Raw genomic sequence first — 19,121 nt, forward strand, 5'->3', positions numbered from 1 at the left:
GACGATCGACTCCCAGCAGCGCTCAAAGGTGCGAGGAAATAAAGGGCCGGGCTATTTGATATGTCAAAACTAGGACGATGGGCACGAGGATCGGAATCGCCACTAGCAGTCCCCATTTGCCAAACCTAAGTTTTTGACCGTCCGATTTGAACAGGAAAATTACAGCGACAATTCCCATAAGTATCCAGAGACCACCGAAGCCCATGAAGACTGTATAGCCTGCATCTTGCATTTTTTTTGACCTTTAATAGTAGTCCATCTTTAATGTTACTTGCAGCCTGTTTCTGCTGACATCTTCTGATAGGTCGATCGAATTTCCCCAATACTACTCATTTCGAGTTGAGTTGGCAGCGGCCCTGACTTTCGCACTCGATCCGCTGAGTTCGATCGCTCATAATTGTTGCTAAATCCGGTCTTCCCGTCAGCATCAGCCGCCAGTCTGCCCAAATTCCGTACAGCCAATTGGCGATCGCCCCGATCGCTGGTAACTTAGTAACTGCATAAATCCATCCCATACCTAAAATCTCGTAGGTGCGGCGAAAAACCTCCACATTTTTAATTGCCGTACCGTCGGGTAACACCGCGTGAATCCGCCCCATCGCCGTTTCGTAGTCGATTCCGCCGTGGGCCTCCGGGTTGTAGCCATCATCCGCGATATCCACAAACGACACTAAACCTCGCCCTGCGTCGCGTTTTTTCAAGAAATTAACCTCCCGCACGCACAGAGGACATTCACCGTCGTACAGTAACTCAATCTGCCAAGCAGGCGCAACAGACTTGGGTGAGGGTGCAACAGATTCGGAAAACTCAGTTTTAGCAGCAGACATAGGGAAATATATTTTAATGTCGTCGATCGCACACAAACATTTTACAAGGATAAATAGTTATCAGGTGCGCCTTGGGTACTCCTAAAGCAGTTATTTGTGGTGTGAAAAATAGTCCCAAAGGTGAATCCAGTCTTGGCCACCCGCAAGCTATTATCATCAAGATGCCCTCTCCTGCCATGCCGGAGACTTTACCCCCGATCGCCCGATAGTCGAATATCAAACAAATCGAGGCAAAGCACCTGCCAAGCACAACTGTTAATTCGGCAACAAAATATAATAAAATTTAAAGTCTTAAACATAAGCTATTCCCCCAACCAGCAAATCGCCCCCAATCTAAAAGCAAAAATCTACATGAATGTCAGAGTCCGTCTAGCCCCCAGTCCCACCGGAAACCTACACATCGGTACCGCCAGAACCGCCGTATTCAACTGGCTGTTTGCCCGCAACCAAGGCGGAAAATTCATCCTGCGGGTAGAAGACACAGACGTAGAACGTTCTAAAAGCGAATACACCGATAACATCCTCGAAGGCCTCACCTGGCTGGGTATGGAGTGGGACGAAGGCCCGAGTTTTCAGTCACAGCGTCTGGAAATATACCGCCAAGCAGTCCAAACCCTTCTCGACAATGGACTCGCCTACCGCTGCTACACCACGTCGGAAGAACTCGACGAAATGCGGGAAGCACAAAAAGCCAACAAACAAGCCCCCCGCTACGACAACCGGCACCGCAACTTGACAAGCAAACAGCGCGCAGCTTTTGAAGGCGAAGGGCGACAAGCTGTGATTCGGTTTATCATCGACGACGATCGCACGATCGCTTGGAACGACATGGTGCGCGACACCGTAACCTGGAAAGGTAGCGACCTCGGCGGCGATATGGTGATTGCCCGTGCATCCAGCGGCGGCGTCATCGGCCAACCCCTCTACAACCTCGCAGTAGTTGTCGATGACATCGACATGGGCATCACCCACGTCATTCGTGGCGAAGATCACATCGGTAATACTCCGAAACAAATATTGCTCTACGAAGCTTTGGGCGCGACAATCCCAGAATTTGCCCACACGCCGCTGATTTTAAACTCCCAAGGACAAAAGCTTTCTAAACGCGACGGCGTAACCTCGATTTCTGACTTCAAAGATATGGGCTACCTGCCCGAAGCTTTAGTTAATTACATGACTTTGCTCGGTTGGACTCCGCCGGATTCAACGCAGGAAATATTTACACTGTCGGAAGCAGCAGAATTATTTACATTCTATCGAGTCAACAAAGCCGGTGCAAAATTTGATTGGGATAAACTCAATTGGCTAAACAGTCAATACCTGCACAAAATGCCAGTGCCGCAATTGACAGATTTGCTGATACCTTATTGGTGGCAGAAAGGCGGTTACGAGTTTGACTTGGAGGCCGATCGCCCCTGGCTCGAACAAATAGCTGCTTTAATCGGCCCGAGTCTCGTTCGCTTAACCGACGCTGTGGATATGTGTAAGGTATTCTTCTCCACCACGGTGGAATACGAAGAAGAAGCACTCGCACAATTGCAGCAAACAGGGGCTGCACAGGCTTTACAAGCAGTTGTAGAAGCGATGGAAAGTCATTCATCCCTGACATCAGCGGAAGCTCAGAAAATCACTAAAAAGCTCAGTAAAGAGAAAAATCTTAACAAAGGGCTAATTATGCGATCGCTCAGAGCCGCTCTGACAGGTGCAATGCACGGCCCCGACCTGATAGAATCTTGGGTAATCCTTCACCAGCGAGGAACGGCTAAAACCCGTTTGCTTGATGCCATTAGCAACTTGAATTTGCCGGCTGTTGGTGTCGCGGACGAAACTTCTACCCCAGAACAACCAAAGGCAGAAACAGTCGCCGAAACTTCTGCTACAGAACAGTCAGCAGCGGAGGTTTCAAAAGTCGAAACACCGACTATTGAAACAATCGAAACCCCGGTTGTTGAACCATCAGCAGCAGAGGTTTCAGAAGTCGAAAAACTTGCGATCGAAACAGTCGAAACGCCGACTGTCGAACCAGCAGTGGAAGTTACAGCAGTCGAAATACCGACTTCAGAAACAGGCGAAGTGTCGGCTCTTGAACCAACCGACGGGGAGGTTGCAGCAGTCGAAATACCGGCTCTTGAAACAGTCGCAGCAGCAGTTGAAATACCTGCCGCCAACCAGCAAACAACTATTGCGAGTGGAGAAATGACTTCATCAAACGAACCAGAAACAACCGTTATCATCACCGAAATTCCTGCCGGAAATGAAGCAGACAGTTCAAGCGGTACAACAAAAGTCATAATTACCGAAGAACCGCCGAGTCAGGGCCAGCAGATCAAAGAACAAATTATCTCAATTTTGTCCGAGTTTCCCGCTTACATTGGCAGCTTTTACGAGCAGTACAAAAGTCCCCTGACTGTTATCGGTGTAATTGTAGCCTCGATTGTCTCTTTGAAAGTGCTTTTGGGCGTAATAGACGAACTCAACGACATCCCCCTGCTAGCACCCACATTCGAGCTAATTGGTATCGGATACACCGTGTGGTTTGTCTACCGCTATTTGCTGCGATCGTCCAACCGGCAACAATTAGGTCAAGAAATTCAAGCCTTGAAAGAACAAGTTTTCGGCAAAAAGTCCTAAAATTTTGCTGGTAATTTGTTGAATTTGTGCCCGACATTGATAACTTTAAATAAGTTGTTAGTGTCGGGTTTTTAAATCAGGGCTGTTTCATTCTTTTGTAGGGGCAAACCCCCCGTGGTTGCCCCGATCGCTGAAATGCCCAATTTATCGTGTCTGGGCCTGGGCGGGCACGGGGGCACCGCCCCTACAAAATCCTGGTTTTTCTGAGAATGAAACCGCCCTGGTTTTTAAATGACTAATAACTAATGACTAATGACTGTTGACTAATGACTGTTGACTAATGACTGATGACTAATGACTACTGACTACTGACTACTGACTAATGACTAATGACTAATGACTAATGACTAATGACTAATAACTAAACCCCAGTCGCAGTAAAAGCCGCCCAATAATAAGGATTGGCAAAAGGATAGGGTTTGCGGTTGCGAATTTGCTGCAAAGAAGCCTCCGCAATCAGGCGATAACTTTGAGAAAGCCGATCGAACATTTGCGAAATTTGAGGTTGAAAATCCGCCAGCAACACCTCCAATTCCTCGCTAGTCAAATCCCGTAGCCACCTTTGAGCGTCCCCCAGCGCGATCGCCACATCTCCCACCTGCAACCGAGAAAACCGTCCCAGATTTTCATAAAACTTGCTCGTCAGCAGCAGCGTAGAAACATCATTCACCTTCCAAAGACTGCTAACCACACTAGACGTGCCAGCATACAACAAACCCGCCGACAAACCCACAAAATCTCCTCCAGCACCGCTAACTCCGCCAGCGGCTATTTCGCAACCCGATAAAGTAACTAAAAAATATTGCCGAAAATCCAGATTAAAAATTTCCTCCAAACTCAGAGAATCATTCCTCAAAAACACTGCGGATTTCAGTGGCCAAGCCAAATTAAGCAAACTCAAACAAGCAAAGTGAGCGCATTTTTTATGCGGCAACTGCCCTATTTTCTGGGGCAAATTCCCATTATTAGCAGACATTTCTTGGGAAAAAGCCTCTTTAATTGCCGGCTTATGGCGCACAACCTCTGTACTGGCAAAATACTGGGAAATAGTGCCGATTTCAATGTTGCTGTAGAACGCATCTCTGGTGAAAGTGGGAATTGCCAAAAGCTGCTGCAAACCGGGTTTGTACCGACCAATAGCCGCTCCGTGTGCGCTTTGTCTCAACAGCAATAGCTGACAGCTAGGAGCATAGCGAATTCCTCCGGGAAATCGATCGATCAAATAAGCAGCAGGCGCTGCAACGTCGCCAAAAGACGAACTTTGAGAAAAATCCGAAAGGCTGTAGGTTTCCACATCAAAACCGCTGCGCTCGCTCCACCCAGACCTAAAAATTCCCCCACCATCCTCAAACCCGTCTCTCCCCGCCAAAGGCAAAGCGTGGAGTGGCAAAGCGTGCAAAAATCGGTGCGGCACAAAAATCAGCCGATCGCAATTGTCGGGAATCAGTGCCACCACTCGATCGATTTCCAGCATCGTAGCCAAGCGTTTGAGGCGAGTCGGGAGATGATTGATCCAGCGACCTTTTTGTTCAGAATAAGCGGTGAGGTACTCCTGGCCCCAACTTTCGGCAGCCAAAGCATTTTCCGACGAACACAGGTGAACGGCGGGATATTGTGCACTCTTTACCACCACAAAAGCAACCAGCAACTCCCCCAAACTCGCCCACACCACAGCAGCGCAATTGTCATCAGGCAACAATTGGCGAATTTGCTCGAAAGCGATCGGTTCAACTTTGTGAGCTAGGCTGAAGAAAGGATCGTTTGCCTGCACCTCCCGTGCAATCAACCTATCAAACTGCTTCCACAATTGATTTAAGTGCATGAAGTCCGAGTTCGACAGCAGAGAACCGCTGTTCAAACCTGGGCTATCGCCCTCAGAAATCAAAGTCGTGTTGGGATCAGGTTCTCCCTCTTCTTGGTGCTGCTGTTCCCCCGCTATTTCCAGTTGCAGCGACTCCAACTCGCTTCGCACCCCTGCGGGAATTTCGGCTTTCGGAGTCAAGTGGCATTTAACCAGCAGTTCTACCAAATTCCGATTTTTGTGGCGTTCGGCGTATTCCAGAGCCTTAGCGTAATATTCAGGTTGGCTGGCACCGAGTTCCAGGCAAACTTGCACCAGGCATTTATAGAGTCCAGCCCAAGTGCGGGTTAATTTGACTTTTGCGGTACTCGTCTGCTCGCCAAAATCGACTGTATCAACCCCAACTTCGCTACGCAAGAATTCCACAGTATCGACAGCAGCAGTAAAAACCCCGTAGGCGCGAAGCAAGTCGCCTCGAACTCGGTAAGCTTGACCCAAATAAAATAAAATTTCAGCCCAGCGGTGGGGATAGGTTTCGCGAGTGTAGACTTGGGTGGCGTTTTGATAGCAGCCGATCGCGCTTTCCATGTGGGACAAGTTTTCCGCCTCGGTCAGTTGCGAATAAGCCCTGCCGAGATAAATTTGCAGCATTGCCCAGCGGTTGGGATATGCCTGCCTGGTGTAGACTTCCCCTGCATTTTGATAGCAGGCGATCGCGCTTTTGAGATTGCGGTTTTTTTCCCCTTTCAGGTGTTCGCAGAAAGCGCGGCCGAGGTAGGCACACAGGATTGCCCAACGTTCGGGAGTTTTTTGGCGGTTGCAAAACAGCAAAGCATTTTGATAGCAGGCGATCGCCATTTCCATATTTTCGGCTTTTTCCCCTTTCACCCGCCGACTGTAGATCCTACCGAGGTAAGTTTGGATCGAAGCCCAGGCTTCGGGAAATTTGATGCGGGTGTAGACTTGTAGAGCATTTTGATAGCAGACGAGCGCCATTTCCACATTTTCCACCGGATCGCCTTTGATGCGATCGACAAACACCCGGCCCAAATTCCTTTGAGTCGTCGCCCACTGCAGCGGAAAAGCTTCGCGAGTCCGCACCTGCAAAGCTCTCTGATAGCACGTAACCGCGTATTCGAGATTTTCAGCTCGGTTGCCCTGCAGCAACTCGCAGTAAGCATTTGCCAAATTATTTTGAGTGGTGGCCCAACGGCGGGGAAACACCTTGCGGTTGTAGACTTGCAAAGCATTGTGGTAGCAAGCGACGGCCAGTTCCAGATTTTGGGATCGGTTGCCCTGCAGCCGGCGGCTGTAAGCACGGCCGAGATTGTTTTGAGTGCTCGCCCACTCTTGCCCGAAAGCCTCGCGGCTGCGAACTTGCAGCGCGTTTTGATAGCAGGCGATCGCCTGTTCTAGATTGTCTGCCGGATCTCCCCTGAGACGCTCGCTGTAAGCGTTGCCCAGATTATTTTGCAGCGTCGCCCACTGTTCCGGGTACTGTTCGGGCGTGCGTACTTGTAGGGCATTTTCAAAGCAAGCGATGGCCTGTTCGATATTTTGAGCCTTATCACCTCTGGGGCGATCGGTGTAAGCGTTGCCCAGATTGTTTTGCATCACCGCCCATTCTTGGGGAAACTCTTTGCGGGTAAACACCTTAGCAACTGTTTCGTAACCGGCAATTTCGATTTCCAAGTTATTAGCCTTGCTGCCGAGGGGAAACCGCCCAATTTTGTTGCTCAGATTGCCGATCAGGGCTGCAATCCGCCTTCTCTCGGATTCTTTGGCAGCAGAAAACACCAAATTTGCCCAGCAGCGCAGCAGTTGTGCGAAATTCTGGTCGAGTTTGTCTAAATTGTTTCTCAGCAGCGAGTACAGGTGCTGCGAATCAGCGCCGCGCGCCACTGCCTGCAATACTTCTGCTAAAAAAGCCAGATAGGCTGCCCCGGTTGCGGGCAATTTATAATTCCCTTTTGCAGATTCTAAGGGTGCGATCGCCCTTTGGAAAAATTTTGCAGCTTTCAGCAAGCTTTCTCGCGTCAGTGCCACTTCTTCCAAATAAAGCGTTTGCACGAACCCAAAGTCGATCGACTTTGGGTTCGTCCTCAAAATCAAATCTATTCCTGAGTCCCCAGGATTTTCCAGCAGCGCTTGGAGCATATTAACATCAGTTTTGCGACGCTGTTCGTCCATCGTGCATTCCGCCAAACTATTAACCATAGGAGCGCTGCTTCCCTGCAACCAAGTGAACTACCCACCCCTAAATCGTAGTACCGAATATAGTAGGGGCTTCTGTACTCATAGGCGAGTGCCTTAGCGGAGACTTTCGTCCCAGCTTTGGTCTTACCTCGCATCCTAAAGCAGAAACGGCTGAACCTTCCGCCTTTAGTATTTTGATACCTTCTGCTTTCATCTTTATCGCTGCGTTCCCCTCCCGATCGCGATCGGTAGCACAGTCAGGATAAGTCCCTTCCCTCCTATCTAATGGCATCTCGGTCATTTGATCGAAACAATTAGAACAAAGTTTGGAACTGGAAACCCCTCTATCAATCTCGACTAAGTTCCCGCCTTTGCGTTCCCACTTGTAGGCTAAGAAGTTTGTAAAACTTTCCCAAACCTCCTGTGATATTGCTTTCGCCAACTTGGGATTGCGAATCATGTCCCAGAAAAGGAATTTTTCTACTATGACCGCGAGGCGATCGCTAACCAACTTATAACTAAGTTTAGGTAAAAAATATTGCCACGAATTCCTAAACCGTTCGCATACCTTGGTCACAGCTTTTCTATATTTGTATTCAGAATTACTTTTTTTCGGCTGGTCTGTTAACTTTTGCTGTTTGCGCTTCAAGTTCTTCTCGTGCTTGGCAAAATGCTTAGCATTAAATTCATATTTAGATCCTTTTTCATCATCGGGGACAATAGCAAAGTATTTCAATCCTAAATCAATGCCCGCAATCCTACCTTTTTTTGTTGTCTGGTTCTCAGCTTTAATTTCAGTCAGTATAGATGCAAGATATTTCCCTGAATATTTTTTACTAATAATTGAATTATGAATTTTACCCTCACTTAATCTATATCTATTTTTTTTGGGCTGAGTTATTTCCCTATAGCGGAAAATCCTAGTACCCACTACAATTTTGACGTTTTGAGGATAATGAAATGACTGTTTTTTATCTTGAGATGGGAACTTATAAAAACCAGCAAATCCATCAAGAAAAAGTTTGTAGGCAGGGGTTAACTTGAGCGTAGTAAATAGCAAAAATTTGCTGGAAAACTCACCTAACTCTCCACTTTTATCTAATTTTTTGAGAGTCGGTAAAAGTGTGTTAAACCCGAAGCAGCCAAGTCCTTTACCAGTTTTTTTATAAACTTCAATTGATTTATTTAGACCATAATTAGACCACCAACGCGCACACCCAAAAGTTGAAGCTACTTGTATTTGTTGATTTTGGGTAGGATACAAACTAACTTGGATAGCCTGGTGTAGCAATCAACATCACCTCCTTGGTTCTTCTATTCTCTCACAATATACAGTTGATGATCAAAGCATTACGAAAAAAATTTTTTTGTGACGAGGATTACATATTTTCTCTCTTGAAAGCGATAAGCAAAATTACTTGAGGATGCAATCGTCGTCACCCGCCCTTCCCACTATAACGGTACTCGGTTTAGTGGGAAGGGCGCGAAATAGTTAAACCAGGATTCACCAGTCCCAACAGATACGCAGATAGCGAAACTAGCACCTACGATCGCTAATAGTATTATTTTGCGCGTGCCTCTTGAGTAAAATCGCGGTTAAAGGCGCTGTCACCCTGTGGGGCGGGTTTCACAGGCCTTTCTAAAATTGACAAACCCGCCCCGACAGACTTGCAGCGGGACGGGTTTACTTTTACCCCGATCGGACTTAGGCTAAGGAATGAGAATTAAATAAAATCCACTTTTCCTGTTTGTTGTGGGATGGGCGTCCCGCCCGTCCCCGATAGACGGGCGGGACGCCCATCCCACAAGAAAAAAGGGAAATTATTTAATTGACGATCCTAAGAAACCGGGTTTCTGGGAAACTATTGGGTTTAGTAACGAGAAATCTCGAAAGAAACCCGGTTTCTGAGGAAGAGTGTGTCTTGGACTAAGTGAGTTATCTAGGATATTGCGCCAGCTTCAGCGCTACAGCTAACAAAAATCAACTCAGTAAATTTTACTTTACCGCTTGAGAACGCAAGGCTGATTCCACTGCCTGCAGAGCTCGATCGACTTCAGCGGAAGTGACAATCAGTGGCGGGACAAATCTCAGCACTTTCGGCCCTGCGGGAACCAACAAAACTCCTGCGGCGATGGCAGATTTGACGATATCCGCCGATGTAAGTTCGATGTCGGCTTGCAATTCCATCCCGACAATCAAACCCCAGCCGCGCACCTCAGCAATTAAATGCGGATATTCGGCCGCCAACTTGTTGAGGCCTGCTTTCAACTGTTCCCCGCGCTGCTGCACGTTTTCTAGAAGGTTTTCCCGTTCCAAAGTTTGGCAAACGCACAAAGCTACAGCGCAAGCAAAAGGATTGCCGCCGAAAGTGCTGGCGTGACTTCCCGGTTCAAATACATCGCAGGAAGATTTGCACAGCATAGCGCCGATCGGGATACCGCCGCCCAATCCTTTGGCAGACGTAAAAATATCCGGTTCAATGCCGAGGTTTTCGTAGCCCCAGTATTTGCCGCTGCGTCCCATCCCGACTTGCACTTCGTCGAGAATTAGCAAAATGCCTTTTTCGTCGCAAATTTCCCGAATTCGCTGGAAGTAGGCGAGATCTCCGGGGCGAACTCCGCCTTCGCCTTGCAGCGCTTCCAGCATAATTGCAGCTACTTGGCGTTCGTCTTTGTCGAGTTGCTCGATCGCCGTTTCGATCGCACTAATATCGTTATAAGGCACGTAGTGAAATCCCGGCACCAAGGGGCTAAAACCCTTCTGGTATTTAGGCTGTCCCGTTGCCGTAATTGTCGCCAAAGTCCGCCCGTGGAAACTCGCAACGGCGGTAATGATTGTCGGATTCGAGATATTTAATTTTTCGTGGGCGTATTTGCGGGCGAGTTTAATTGCCGCTTCATTAGCTTCCGCGCCGGAGTTGCAAAAGAAGGCTCTGTCCGCGCAAGAATGGTCTACAAGCCACTTCGCCAGCTCGCCCTGTACGGGGATGTAATAAAGGTTAGAAACGTGGTGTAGGGTCTGAATTTGCTGAGTTACCGCTGCAACCATTGCCGGGTGGGCGTGTCCCAGAGTGCAGGTAGCAATACCGGCCACAAAATCGAGATATTCGCGGCCCTCGGTATCCCAAACGCGGCAGCCGAGGCCCCGTTCTAGGGCGATCGCAAAACGCCCGTAAGTTGTCATTACATAGCTGTCGAAGCTTTCAGAACTGAAGGGACTGGCTTCGGCTTGCACGCTTGGTTCTTTTAATAAGGTTTCTGGACTCACGAATCGCTCCTTAACACATAATATGTAGACCTCGATTGTACGGTAAAAATCCAGGTTAGCGGTGCAGGCTGTTAGTTTTGTCATAAAATCATAACAGTAACTTCAATTAATCCCTCACAAATCTACTGATGAGTTATTACATTTCTCCTAACTTTCTCGATAAAGTTGCGGTGCACGTCACTAAGAACTTTTTAAATTTGCCCGGAGTAAGAGTCCCCCTAATTTTGGGAATTCACGGCCGCAAAGGAGAAGGCAAAACTTTTCAAACCGAACTGGTTTTTCGGCGGATGGGCTTTGAACCGGTGATGATATCTGGTGGGGAATTAGAAAGCCCGGATGCAGGAGATCCGGCGCGTTTAATTCGCTTGCGCTACCGGGAAGCGGCGGAGCAAATTCGCGTGCGCGGCGAGATGTGCGCCATCTTTATTAACGATTTGGATGCTGGTGCTGGCAGGTTCGATACTACTACTCAATATACTGTCAATACTCAGATGGTCAATGCGACTCTGATGAATATTGCTGATAATCCAACTAATGTGCAGTTACCGGGAAGTTATGACAGTACGCCTCTGCACCGAGTGCCGATTATTGTCACGGGAAATGATTTTTCTACGCTTTACGCGCCGCTGATTCGCGACGGGCGGATGGAAAAGTTTTATTGGGAACCCAGCCGGGATGATAAAATTGGCATTGTTGGGGGAATTTTTGAGTCAGACAAATTGTCAAAAACCGATATTGTGGCGTTAGTCGATAATTTTGCCGATCAGGCGATCGACTTTTTTAGTGCTCTGCGATCGCGCATTTATGACGAACAAATCCGCGAATTCATTCACAAAGTAGGAATCGAGCGAGTTTCCAAGCGTTTGGTAAACACTTTGGAAGCAGCGCCAGATTTCCATAACCCGAATTTCAGCCTCGCTCATTTATTAGAAATGGGCAGTTTGATGGTGGGTCAACAAAAGCGGATTAAGGAAATGCGCTTAGTAGATGAATACAACCAATCGCGGCTGTTTAACGTTCAAGGAACCCCCAATGCTCCTGCTGCTGCGCCCACGCAAAGTCAATTAAACGACCCCTCCTCGAAATATTATAAGGCTTACGAGGAGCCAAGTTCTGAAGTGGGTAACGGTCATGCGGCGCGGCTGAGTTCCGAGGTATTGGAACAAGTAAAGCAGTTGTTAGCAAGAGGCTGCAAAATTGGCATGGAATATGCAGATAATCGCCGATTTAAAACTGGTTCTTGGCAAAGTTGCGCGACGATTAAAACTGAACAAGAAAAAGATGTGGTTGCATCTTTAGAAACTTGTTTGGCGGAACACGGCGGCGAATACGTGCGGCTGATTGGTATCGATCCAAAAGTCAAGCGACGGGTAGTTGAAACAATTATTCAGCGGCCGCAGGGTTAAAGTTAAAGCAGTCCGCCAGGGAATGAATTCCCTGTCTAATAGCTAAAGTCCTCTGAAGAGGACTAATGAGTTTAAAAATTTTTATTCTCATATCATGTCCGGTCGAGCGATAGCGATTTTTGTAGGGGCGGGTTCACCAACAATACCTGCCAATAATTGACCATCTCAAAAACCCGCCCCGACCGGGATATTATGGTTAATCGATCGGACATGATATAATGAGTTTAAAAATTTTTATTCTCAGTCCTCTTTAGAGGACTTTAGCTTTGAGGCAGGGGTTTCAACCCCTGTCGGACTGTCGGACTATCGGTTTAACGTTAAGTTGACACCAATGAACACTGTTGTGTCCCTACAGGCAATATCTTCTTACTCTCGCCGTAGACTACAGGACAGACAGAGATTATGCAAACCAGCGGCGAATTAATTCAACTTGGAAACGGTAGCCCTCACTAACTTCCTCAATCAATTCGCGTTGCAAAAGTAAATTGAGAGCATCGAATTTATTGGAAAAGTGTTGCAAAATAGTTGATCGGCTGACTATTGCCCCTTCTCCTTGTGCTGCCAAAAACTGCAAAATAGCTAATCCTGCTGCATCTGCTTGATTGCTTTGAATATCGGCAAAAAAGAAACTGCCAACACTTAAAGCCTCTGGTATTGCTGCTTCTACATCGGCTAAAGTTGCTAGTCGGCGGATAGATGGATCTTGCTCGTTTTTTAGTGCGATAATTTCAGCGCAGAGGAGTTGTATTAGGAAAGGGTGACAGCGGGTGAGTTGCAAGACTCGCTCAACCGCATTGAGTTCGTAACGCAGGGTAAAATCTTTGACTGGTTGCTCAATTAGTTGACGCGCTTCGGGTTGTTTCAGGTAGCTGATATGAACGACTTGGACATTGATTAAATAGCTAGCCCAACGCTGAAATTCTTCTATTGTATGGGAACCAGCTAGCAGCACTTTGAAGCGGGGACGATGTTGAATCAGGTGACGCAACATTCCCAGAACATCCTCCCGATCAAAGCGTCCTTTTGTGATGGCATTATCTAGCGCCTCGAATTCATCGAAGGCAAGCAGGGCAATATTTTGTTGTAGGGCTTCTTCTACTTCGTCCAGCCATTCATCAAAGCGGGTGAAAGGGTCATCTTGCAGTGTTTCGCGCTTAAGAGATGGGAGAGTGAAGGCACTTTGGCGCTGGGCTGAGTTTGCCATACTCCGGGCGATATTGTAGAGAAAACCAGCATAATCACTCGCTGATGAAACTGGCCCTTGTAAGTCTACAAACATGGGAATGATAGTGCTGGGTAGCAAGCGTCCCAAATTGTTGAGGAGGGATGTTTTGCCCATGCGCCGCTGTCCGTAGAGTAGCAAGGGAAGGCGGCGGCGGTCTAGCAGTAATTGCTCGATGCGCGTACTGATGTAAGTTCCACTTAAGTCAACGGGTTTGACAAAGATTTCCTGTTGTTCTGTCAGGGGTACGCCGATTATATAAGGGTTGTCGATTTCTTGTCGCAGTTCGACAACTTCTGCTAGTTCCCGCACATAGTCAGTGACAATTTCATACCAACTGGTAGCAATGGGGCGAAAGCGTACTGCATATTTGTCACCACTGCGGGTCAATTCTCGAATTAAACTGTTTAATTTTTCTGCTACTGCACTGAGGGCTAAACGCTGGTTGTAAGGACTTTGCTGGTTGAGGGCTGCATCTACGTCTTGGCTGATATAACTGAAGCTATTCAGTAGGGCGCTGACTGGACTGTTTAATTCGCCGATCGATATACTGTGGTGAGCGTTACTTATGGTTGTTACGTCTGCACAAATTTCTAGCCTTTGTACATCCTGTTTAATCTTTGTGAGCCGATCGGACGATCGCCGATAGCTAGTATATCCCAAAAATATAAGTAAAAATGCACAAATGAGTGCAAATATATAAAACATTAAAATATGAGCGAGCAATAAATTAATGCAGCTCGCTAAAATTGGTGTGTTACATTTGCGTTAGGGAAAAAGAGAATAGAGTGCCCAGTACGGTTAGACTCTGGACACCCACGCTCCCCCTGAACATTACCCTGGAGCTACCGTTCAGAAGCCTTGATCAAACTTTTGAAGGAAAACTCGATGAGTATTTTTTATCGACTACTCTTGGCTGTTGCTTTGATGGCCTGCGCCATATTGAATGACGTACCTTTTAATGATCCAGTCGTGTTTCCCGTTATCATCCAATTACTCATGCCTATGGAGGACAGGAGCAAGGGCAAGGATGAGGACAAGCATGAATAGCAACAGTGTGAATCGTTGAACTACTTTTTTTAATCAAGAACAGCTAAGTAAGGTGACAACTTACTTGGCTTTTTTGTTTTAAACGACTATATCGCTTTAAACGAATACAGTCTGTTTACGTCAACTGTTTACGTCAACTGTTTACGTCAACTGTTTACGTCAACTGTTTACGTCTATACATATCTGTATAGTACATTAAGACGTGATTGAGTTAAAGGTTGAGCAAAGTTGATTTATGGCTGACTTATGGATGATTTAGGAGTGACTTTTGGTAAACAATTAAATGCTTGCATAAATTAGCTCGCCCAAGACCGATTACCAGCCCCCCACAGGCAAGATCCCGTTTCAAATTTAAGGGCAAATTAGTTTTCATGGCATTTACCTTTTAAAAATCAGCGAATGGCTCTATGTGTTGTAAACCTTCTTCACGCCAATTATCCTCAGTTTCCCCATCTTCCAGGCTAAATAATCGTTCTCGACAAAGGATTTGCAGCGGCAGAGGCCAGCATTTACTTTGATTCAAAATCCACTCGACATCCTCATCAGGAAAAGGCATGGGCGAACTGGCTATCAACTCCCGCGCTTCGGCTGCAGTCATAGCTCCCAGAGTTGTGGTATATCCAAAGATATTGAAAAAAGGCGAACTATGTCCGGTGCTACGCGCTAATTCCATTGGTGATTCAGAAGTTGCCAAAACAAACCCTAAATTTCCATTTGTTTGGTTAGTCGCCAAAGAGCGCAAACTCTCCCAAAACCCATCATCTAATTCGGGACAGCGTTGCAATCCTGCGCCAATTTCATCTAATAGGATGACTGTAGGCTGACGTAAATTACTGCTAACCACATCCATAAATTTATCTAAATCGCAAGGGTTAGGTACTGACATTTTTAGGGATTCTAAAATGTAGCGCAGCAGCCCTTCCCGACTCTGCCGTCGCGCATCTTGAAAATCTACGAAAATCCAACGATAGTTTTCTGGATGGGGCAACCAGTCAGATTTTTGACCGGGACGCAACTGTTCTGTTGGGGTGGTGGTAATATTTTTTAAGTAGTGCAGCAAAGAAGTCTTGCCACTGCGCCTCTTGCCGATAATGGCAGCATTTTGCAGGGGACGGCGTTTCAGTAAGTCGAATAGGCGTTTTAGTTCTTTCTGCCGCCCGAAAAAGTGATGCGGATGGGTGATGGGAGTTCCAGTGATGAAAGCTGAGGTTTCCTCGAAGATAGGCTTAGGGATAGTTTCGTCTATATGTACGATATTTCTCCACTCATACCCCAATCTCCCGCTAATTTCCTCAAAATTTCTATAATCAACAGGTTTACCCGTCAGAAAGCTCTTGACGGTGGATAGGGAAATTTCTAATTCTTCAGCCAAAGCCTTCTGAGTCGGAAAGCCGTTGCGTCCTAAAGCCGATTTGACTTGTTCGATACACCCTGGAGAAACTTTGAGCGATCGCCCCATGATGCCTTTAGAGAAAATTACTAATTTAGATTATAGGTTCGATCTCAACTACAAGTCAACTCGCTCAACCTTTTTGCTCAACCCTGAACTCACGTTAAATTTAGAGAACGATGGTCGATCGTCCTCTGATGATTCTTCCAAGATCGCTCGTCGTTGGGAGATGATTCAAGATAGTTGGCGTTAAGCTCGTTTTAGTTCTAACGCAACTTTTGGATTCATCATCACCAGCGCTTTAGTCAATATTTTAGGCATCGGACTGTTGTTTTCTGGAAAAGTCACAGAAGGCTCAGTTGCCACCGCTGGCGGATTAACATCAAATATTGTGAGCGTTGGGTTACTCAAGTTTACAAAAGAAACGAACGACAGACTCGATCGCCTAGCCAAAGAATTCAAAGACGACAATTAAACAAAAATAGTTAAAGTAGGGTGCGCCTTCCGCACCTGACAAATTCAACTAACACGCACCTGACAAATTCAAGTTAAATTATGCAAAAATTTATCAAAAGTTGCCCGATCGCACATAGCACCTTGAGCACCCACTTTAGTCGTGCACAGAGCGCCCGCTGCTGCGCCCCACCGCACCGCCTCTGACAAGGACAGACCGGCATCTAATGCAGAGGCCAAACCGCCGTTAAAAGCATCGCCAGCAGCCACAGTGTCGATCGCCTCCACAGCAAAAGCCGGTACAAAAAAGGTTTCATCCGCCGTAACAGCAACAGCCCCGCGATCGCCCAACTTGACAATAACATTCTTGACACCGCGCTGCTGCAAGTGTTTGGCAGCTACAATCGCTGTTTCCGTGTCATTCACCCGAAAACCGACTAACTGGCCCGCTTCCACTTCATTCGGCGTGATAATGTCAATTAGCGGATAAAGTTCCACTGGCAAATCCGCCCTAGCCGGTGCTGGATCGAGAATAACTCGCACCCCGGCTTGACGAGCAGCTTTCGCAGCTTTTTGGACAATTTCCAGGGGAATTTCTAACTGTAACAGCAAAGATGTAGCTGCTGTTAAAAGTTTTTTGAGACGTTCTATCTCGGCTTCACCGACATTGTTATTCGCGCCCGGAATCACAATAATATTATTTTGACCTGTCTCGTCTACCGCGATAATTGCCACTCCTGAATGAGTGTTTTGGTCTATTAATACATTGTCGGTACTTAAACCATAAGATTGTAAATTTGTCAATAATTCTTCAGCAAATTTATCGTTGCCGACGCGACCGATGATGTGGGTGGAAGTGCCGAGACGGGCGGCGGCGACGGCTTGATTTGCTCCTTTGCCACCGCCGGCCGTGAAAAAATTGCTACCGATGATAGTTTCGCCTGGTTGCGGCAACCGGGGAGTTTTTGCTGCTAGGTCGATGTTGATACTACCGAATACGATAATGGTCATAATTTAAATTGGGAATTGGGCATTGGGCATGGGGCATTGGGCATGGGGCATGGGGCATTATAGAATTGGGAATTGGTAATGGGTAGCAACTCGCAAATAACCCATAACGAATAGACATCTCCCATAATTATCGTGGAACAGGCAGGATGCCTGTTCAAAATCTGCTTTTTAGGAGAAGTCTAATAACAACAAATAACAAATAACAACAGCCAACAGCTAACAGTCAACACCCAACAGTCAACAGCCAACAACCAACAGTTAACAACCAACGGCCATCAAACGTGCTAGAACAGTTATGGTCTCCACCGGTCAATTCAATGGCTGCAATTACTCTCGATCGCAATCCCTGTGTCCTGCTAGTTGAAACAGACGAAGTTCTCGCCGGCCACTTGAGTCTCGACTTAAAATCCTCCGGCTACGAACCGGTAGTGGCTTCTAATACCGCCACTGGCCAACATTTAGCCCGTGAATTGCAGCCTGCTTTGATTGTAATTGACCGGCTACTTGGCCCTGAGTCGGGGCTGTCACTGTGTTCTTACCTCAGAAGTATTGGCAATCGGGTGCCGGTGCTGCTATTGGTCGGTCGTGATACAGTTGACGATCGCGTAGCTTGTCTGGAAGCTGGCGCGGATGATTATTTTCTCAAACCTTACCGCACTGAGGAGTTTTTGCAGTTGGTGCGCTTGTATTTGCAGCCGGATAACAGCAGCAACGAACAATTGAGGTTTGGCGATTTAGTTTTGGATTTAGCCTCTAGGCGGGCCCTACGCAATGGACGGGCGATCGACCTGACGATGAAGGAATATGAGCTGCTAAAGTATTTGATGGAACATCCCCGCGAGGTTTTGACTCGGGAACAAATTCTGGAAAATGTTTGGGGTTACGACTTTTTGGGTGAGTCGAATGTGATTGAGGTTTATATCCGCTATCTGCGGCTCAAGATTGAAGATGAGGGCGAAAAGCGTTTGATTCAGACGGTGCGCGGTGTTGGCTATGTGATGCGGGAAGCTTGAAGAAGTCATTAGTCATCAGTCATTAGTCATTAGTCATTAGTCAGTTGTCAGTTGTCAGTTGTCATCACTCAACGCAGTCAACAGTCAACAGTCAACAGTCAACAGTCAACAATCTAAAATCATTATGAATTATTTAACTAATTTGCTCGGTATTGGAGTAAGTATATTTTTGCTGGGATGTTCGCCGACTTTACCGATCGCGAATGCTGGTGCTACTGGTATTTTGGCCTCGCAGTCTCCGACGGCGACAACATCGGGTCAAGTGCTGCCTGTTTCTGCTAGAGCTCGGATAGGCGATCGCCCAATCGAACTCGAAGTGGCGAAAACACCGGAACAGCAGGCTATGGGTTTAATGTACAGAACTTCTTTGGCGGATGACAGAGGAATGCTGTTTGAGTTTAAACCGGCGCGGCGGGTCAATTTTTGGATGAAAAATTGCAAGATTTCTCTGGATATGATTTTTCTGCGAGATGGGGTGGTTGAGGCGATACAAGTTTCTGCACCTCCTTGTACTGAAGATCCTTGTCCTACCTACGGGCCCAATACTGCTGTCGATCGAGTTATTGAACTCCGGGGCGGGCGAGCTGCTGAACTCGGTGTCAAAAAGGGCGATCGTATTGAAATCGAGTTTTTCCAGTAAAACTTCGGACTGTTTCAGTAAAACCGGCAAAAAGACACCATCCCCCGGTTTCCATCGCCCAGAGAGCCCCCTGCCTTCGCAGGGCTGTTTCATTCTCTTGTAGGGGCAGCCCCCCGTGGCTGCCCCATGTCCCAAACGCCTGTGCAGTCGTCTGTGGCGGGGTAGGCACGGGGGGGTAGGCACGGGGAGTAGGCACGGGGGGGTAGGCACGGG

The 19,121-nt window shown here is 47.2% G+C and carries 14 protein-coding genes and 1 pseudogene; 7 read left to right on the plus strand and 8 right to left on the minus strand.

Annotation, left to right across the window (positions count from 1 at the left end):
- Positions 1 to 329 precede the first annotated feature (329 nt).
- Positions 330 to 827: a DUF393 domain-containing protein gene (locus QUA00_RS24975; protein ID WP_333411520.1), complete on the minus strand. Its 498-nt coding sequence runs from the start codon at positions 825 to 827 to the stop codon at positions 330 to 332.
- Positions 828 to 1,178: 351 nt separating this feature from the next.
- Here QUA00_RS24975 and gltX point away from each other — a divergent pair.
- Together gltX and QUA00_RS24985 are read left to right on the plus strand one after the other, a co-directional pair.
- Positions 1,179 to 2,621 (plus strand): annotated as a pseudogene (gene gltX / locus QUA00_RS24980) (glutamate--tRNA ligase); the annotation flags it as partial.
- Positions 2,622 to 3,023: 402 nt separating this feature from the next.
- The gene (locus QUA00_RS24985) at positions 3,024 to 3,458 is read left to right on the plus strand and encodes a CAAD domain-containing protein (RefSeq protein ID WP_333141683.1); all 435 of its coding nucleotides are present in this window, start codon (positions 3,024 to 3,026) and stop codon (positions 3,456 to 3,458) included.
- A 361-nt stretch (positions 3,459 to 3,819) separates the two neighbouring features.
- On the opposite strand, the gene QUA00_RS24990 is transcribed toward QUA00_RS24985, so the two are convergent.
- The 3 genes from QUA00_RS24990 to QUA00_RS25000 form a co-directional block, all read right to left on the minus strand.
- Positions 3,820 to 7,476, minus strand: coding sequence for a CHAT domain-containing protein (locus QUA00_RS24990; protein WP_333411522.1), 3,657 nt, complete (start codon positions 7,474 to 7,476; stop codon positions 3,820 to 3,822).
- A 40-nt stretch (positions 7,477 to 7,516) separates the two neighbouring features.
- Positions 7,517 to 8,746, minus strand: coding sequence for a transposase (locus QUA00_RS24995; protein ID WP_333411524.1), 1,230 nt, complete (start codon positions 8,744 to 8,746; stop codon positions 7,517 to 7,519).
- A 705-nt stretch (positions 8,747 to 9,451) separates the two neighbouring features.
- Positions 9,452 to 10,723 carry an aspartate aminotransferase family protein gene (locus QUA00_RS25000; protein ID WP_333411526.1) on the minus strand — a complete coding sequence of 424 codons (1,272 nt, stop codon included), beginning with the start codon at positions 10,721 to 10,723 and terminating at the stop codon, positions 9,452 to 9,454.
- A gap of 128 nt (positions 10,724 to 10,851) precedes the next feature.
- On the opposite strand from QUA00_RS25000, the gene QUA00_RS25005 reads away from it, so the two are divergent.
- Positions 10,852 to 12,129 carry a ribulose bisphosphate carboxylase small subunit gene (locus QUA00_RS25005; RefSeq protein ID WP_333411528.1) on the plus strand — a complete coding sequence of 426 codons (1,278 nt, stop codon included), beginning with the start codon at positions 10,852 to 10,854 and terminating at the stop codon, positions 12,127 to 12,129.
- Between the two features lie 400 nt (positions 12,130 to 12,529).
- Here QUA00_RS25005 and QUA00_RS25010 read toward each other — a convergent pair whose 3' ends face one another.
- Together QUA00_RS25010 and QUA00_RS25015 are read right to left on the minus strand one after the other, a co-directional pair.
- Complete coding sequence (locus QUA00_RS25010) at positions 12,530 to 14,014, minus strand: AAA family ATPase (RefSeq protein WP_333411530.1); 1,485 nt, start codon at positions 14,012 to 14,014, stop codon at positions 12,530 to 12,532.
- 772 nt (positions 14,015 to 14,786) lie between these two features.
- Positions 14,787 to 15,860, minus strand: coding sequence for an ATP-binding protein (locus QUA00_RS25015; RefSeq protein ID WP_333141608.1), 1,074 nt, complete (start codon positions 15,858 to 15,860; stop codon positions 14,787 to 14,789).
- Between QUA00_RS25015 and QUA00_RS25020 the strand changes: the two genes are divergently transcribed.
- Positions 15,859 to 16,044, plus strand: coding sequence for a hypothetical protein (locus QUA00_RS25020; protein WP_333141606.1), 186 nt, complete (start codon positions 15,859 to 15,861; stop codon positions 16,042 to 16,044). The two genes, QUA00_RS25015 and QUA00_RS25020, sit on opposite strands and share 2 nt — an antisense overlap.
- Positions 16,045 to 16,101: 57 nt before the next feature.
- On the plus strand, positions 16,102 to 16,266 hold the full coding sequence (locus QUA00_RS36935) for a TRADD-N-associated membrane domain-containing protein (RefSeq protein WP_445305761.1): 165 nt from the start codon (positions 16,102 to 16,104) through the stop codon (positions 16,264 to 16,266).
- Positions 16,267 to 16,334: 68 nt separating this feature from the next.
- Here QUA00_RS36935 and rbsK read toward each other — a convergent pair whose 3' ends face one another.
- Positions 16,335 to 17,255 carry a ribokinase gene (gene rbsK / locus QUA00_RS25030; RefSeq protein ID WP_333411532.1) on the minus strand — a complete coding sequence of 307 codons (921 nt, stop codon included), beginning with the start codon at positions 17,253 to 17,255 and terminating at the stop codon, positions 16,335 to 16,337.
- Positions 17,256 to 17,572: 317 nt separating this feature from the next.
- Here rbsK and nblR point away from each other — a divergent pair, with 317 nt between their 5' ends.
- Complete coding sequence (gene nblR / locus QUA00_RS25035) at positions 17,573 to 18,268, plus strand: response regulator transcription factor NblR (protein ID WP_333411534.1); 696 nt, start codon at positions 17,573 to 17,575, stop codon at positions 18,266 to 18,268.
- A 124-nt stretch (positions 18,269 to 18,392) separates the two neighbouring features.
- Complete coding sequence (locus tag QUA00_RS25040; RefSeq protein WP_333411535.1) at positions 18,393 to 18,908, plus strand: DUF192 domain-containing protein; 516 nt, start codon at positions 18,393 to 18,395, stop codon at positions 18,906 to 18,908.
- On the opposite strand, the gene QUA00_RS25045 is transcribed toward QUA00_RS25040, so the two are convergent.
- Positions 18,868 to 19,121: hypothetical protein (locus QUA00_RS25045; protein WP_333411536.1), on the minus strand; the 254-nt coding region annotated here is incomplete at its 5' end. The genes QUA00_RS25040 and QUA00_RS25045 overlap by 41 nt on opposite strands.

Source organism: Microcoleus sp. T2B6 (assembly GCF_036700475.1).
In the GTDB taxonomy this organism is placed as follows: domain Bacteria; phylum Cyanobacteriota; class Cyanobacteriia; order Cyanobacteriales; family Microcoleaceae; genus Microcoleus.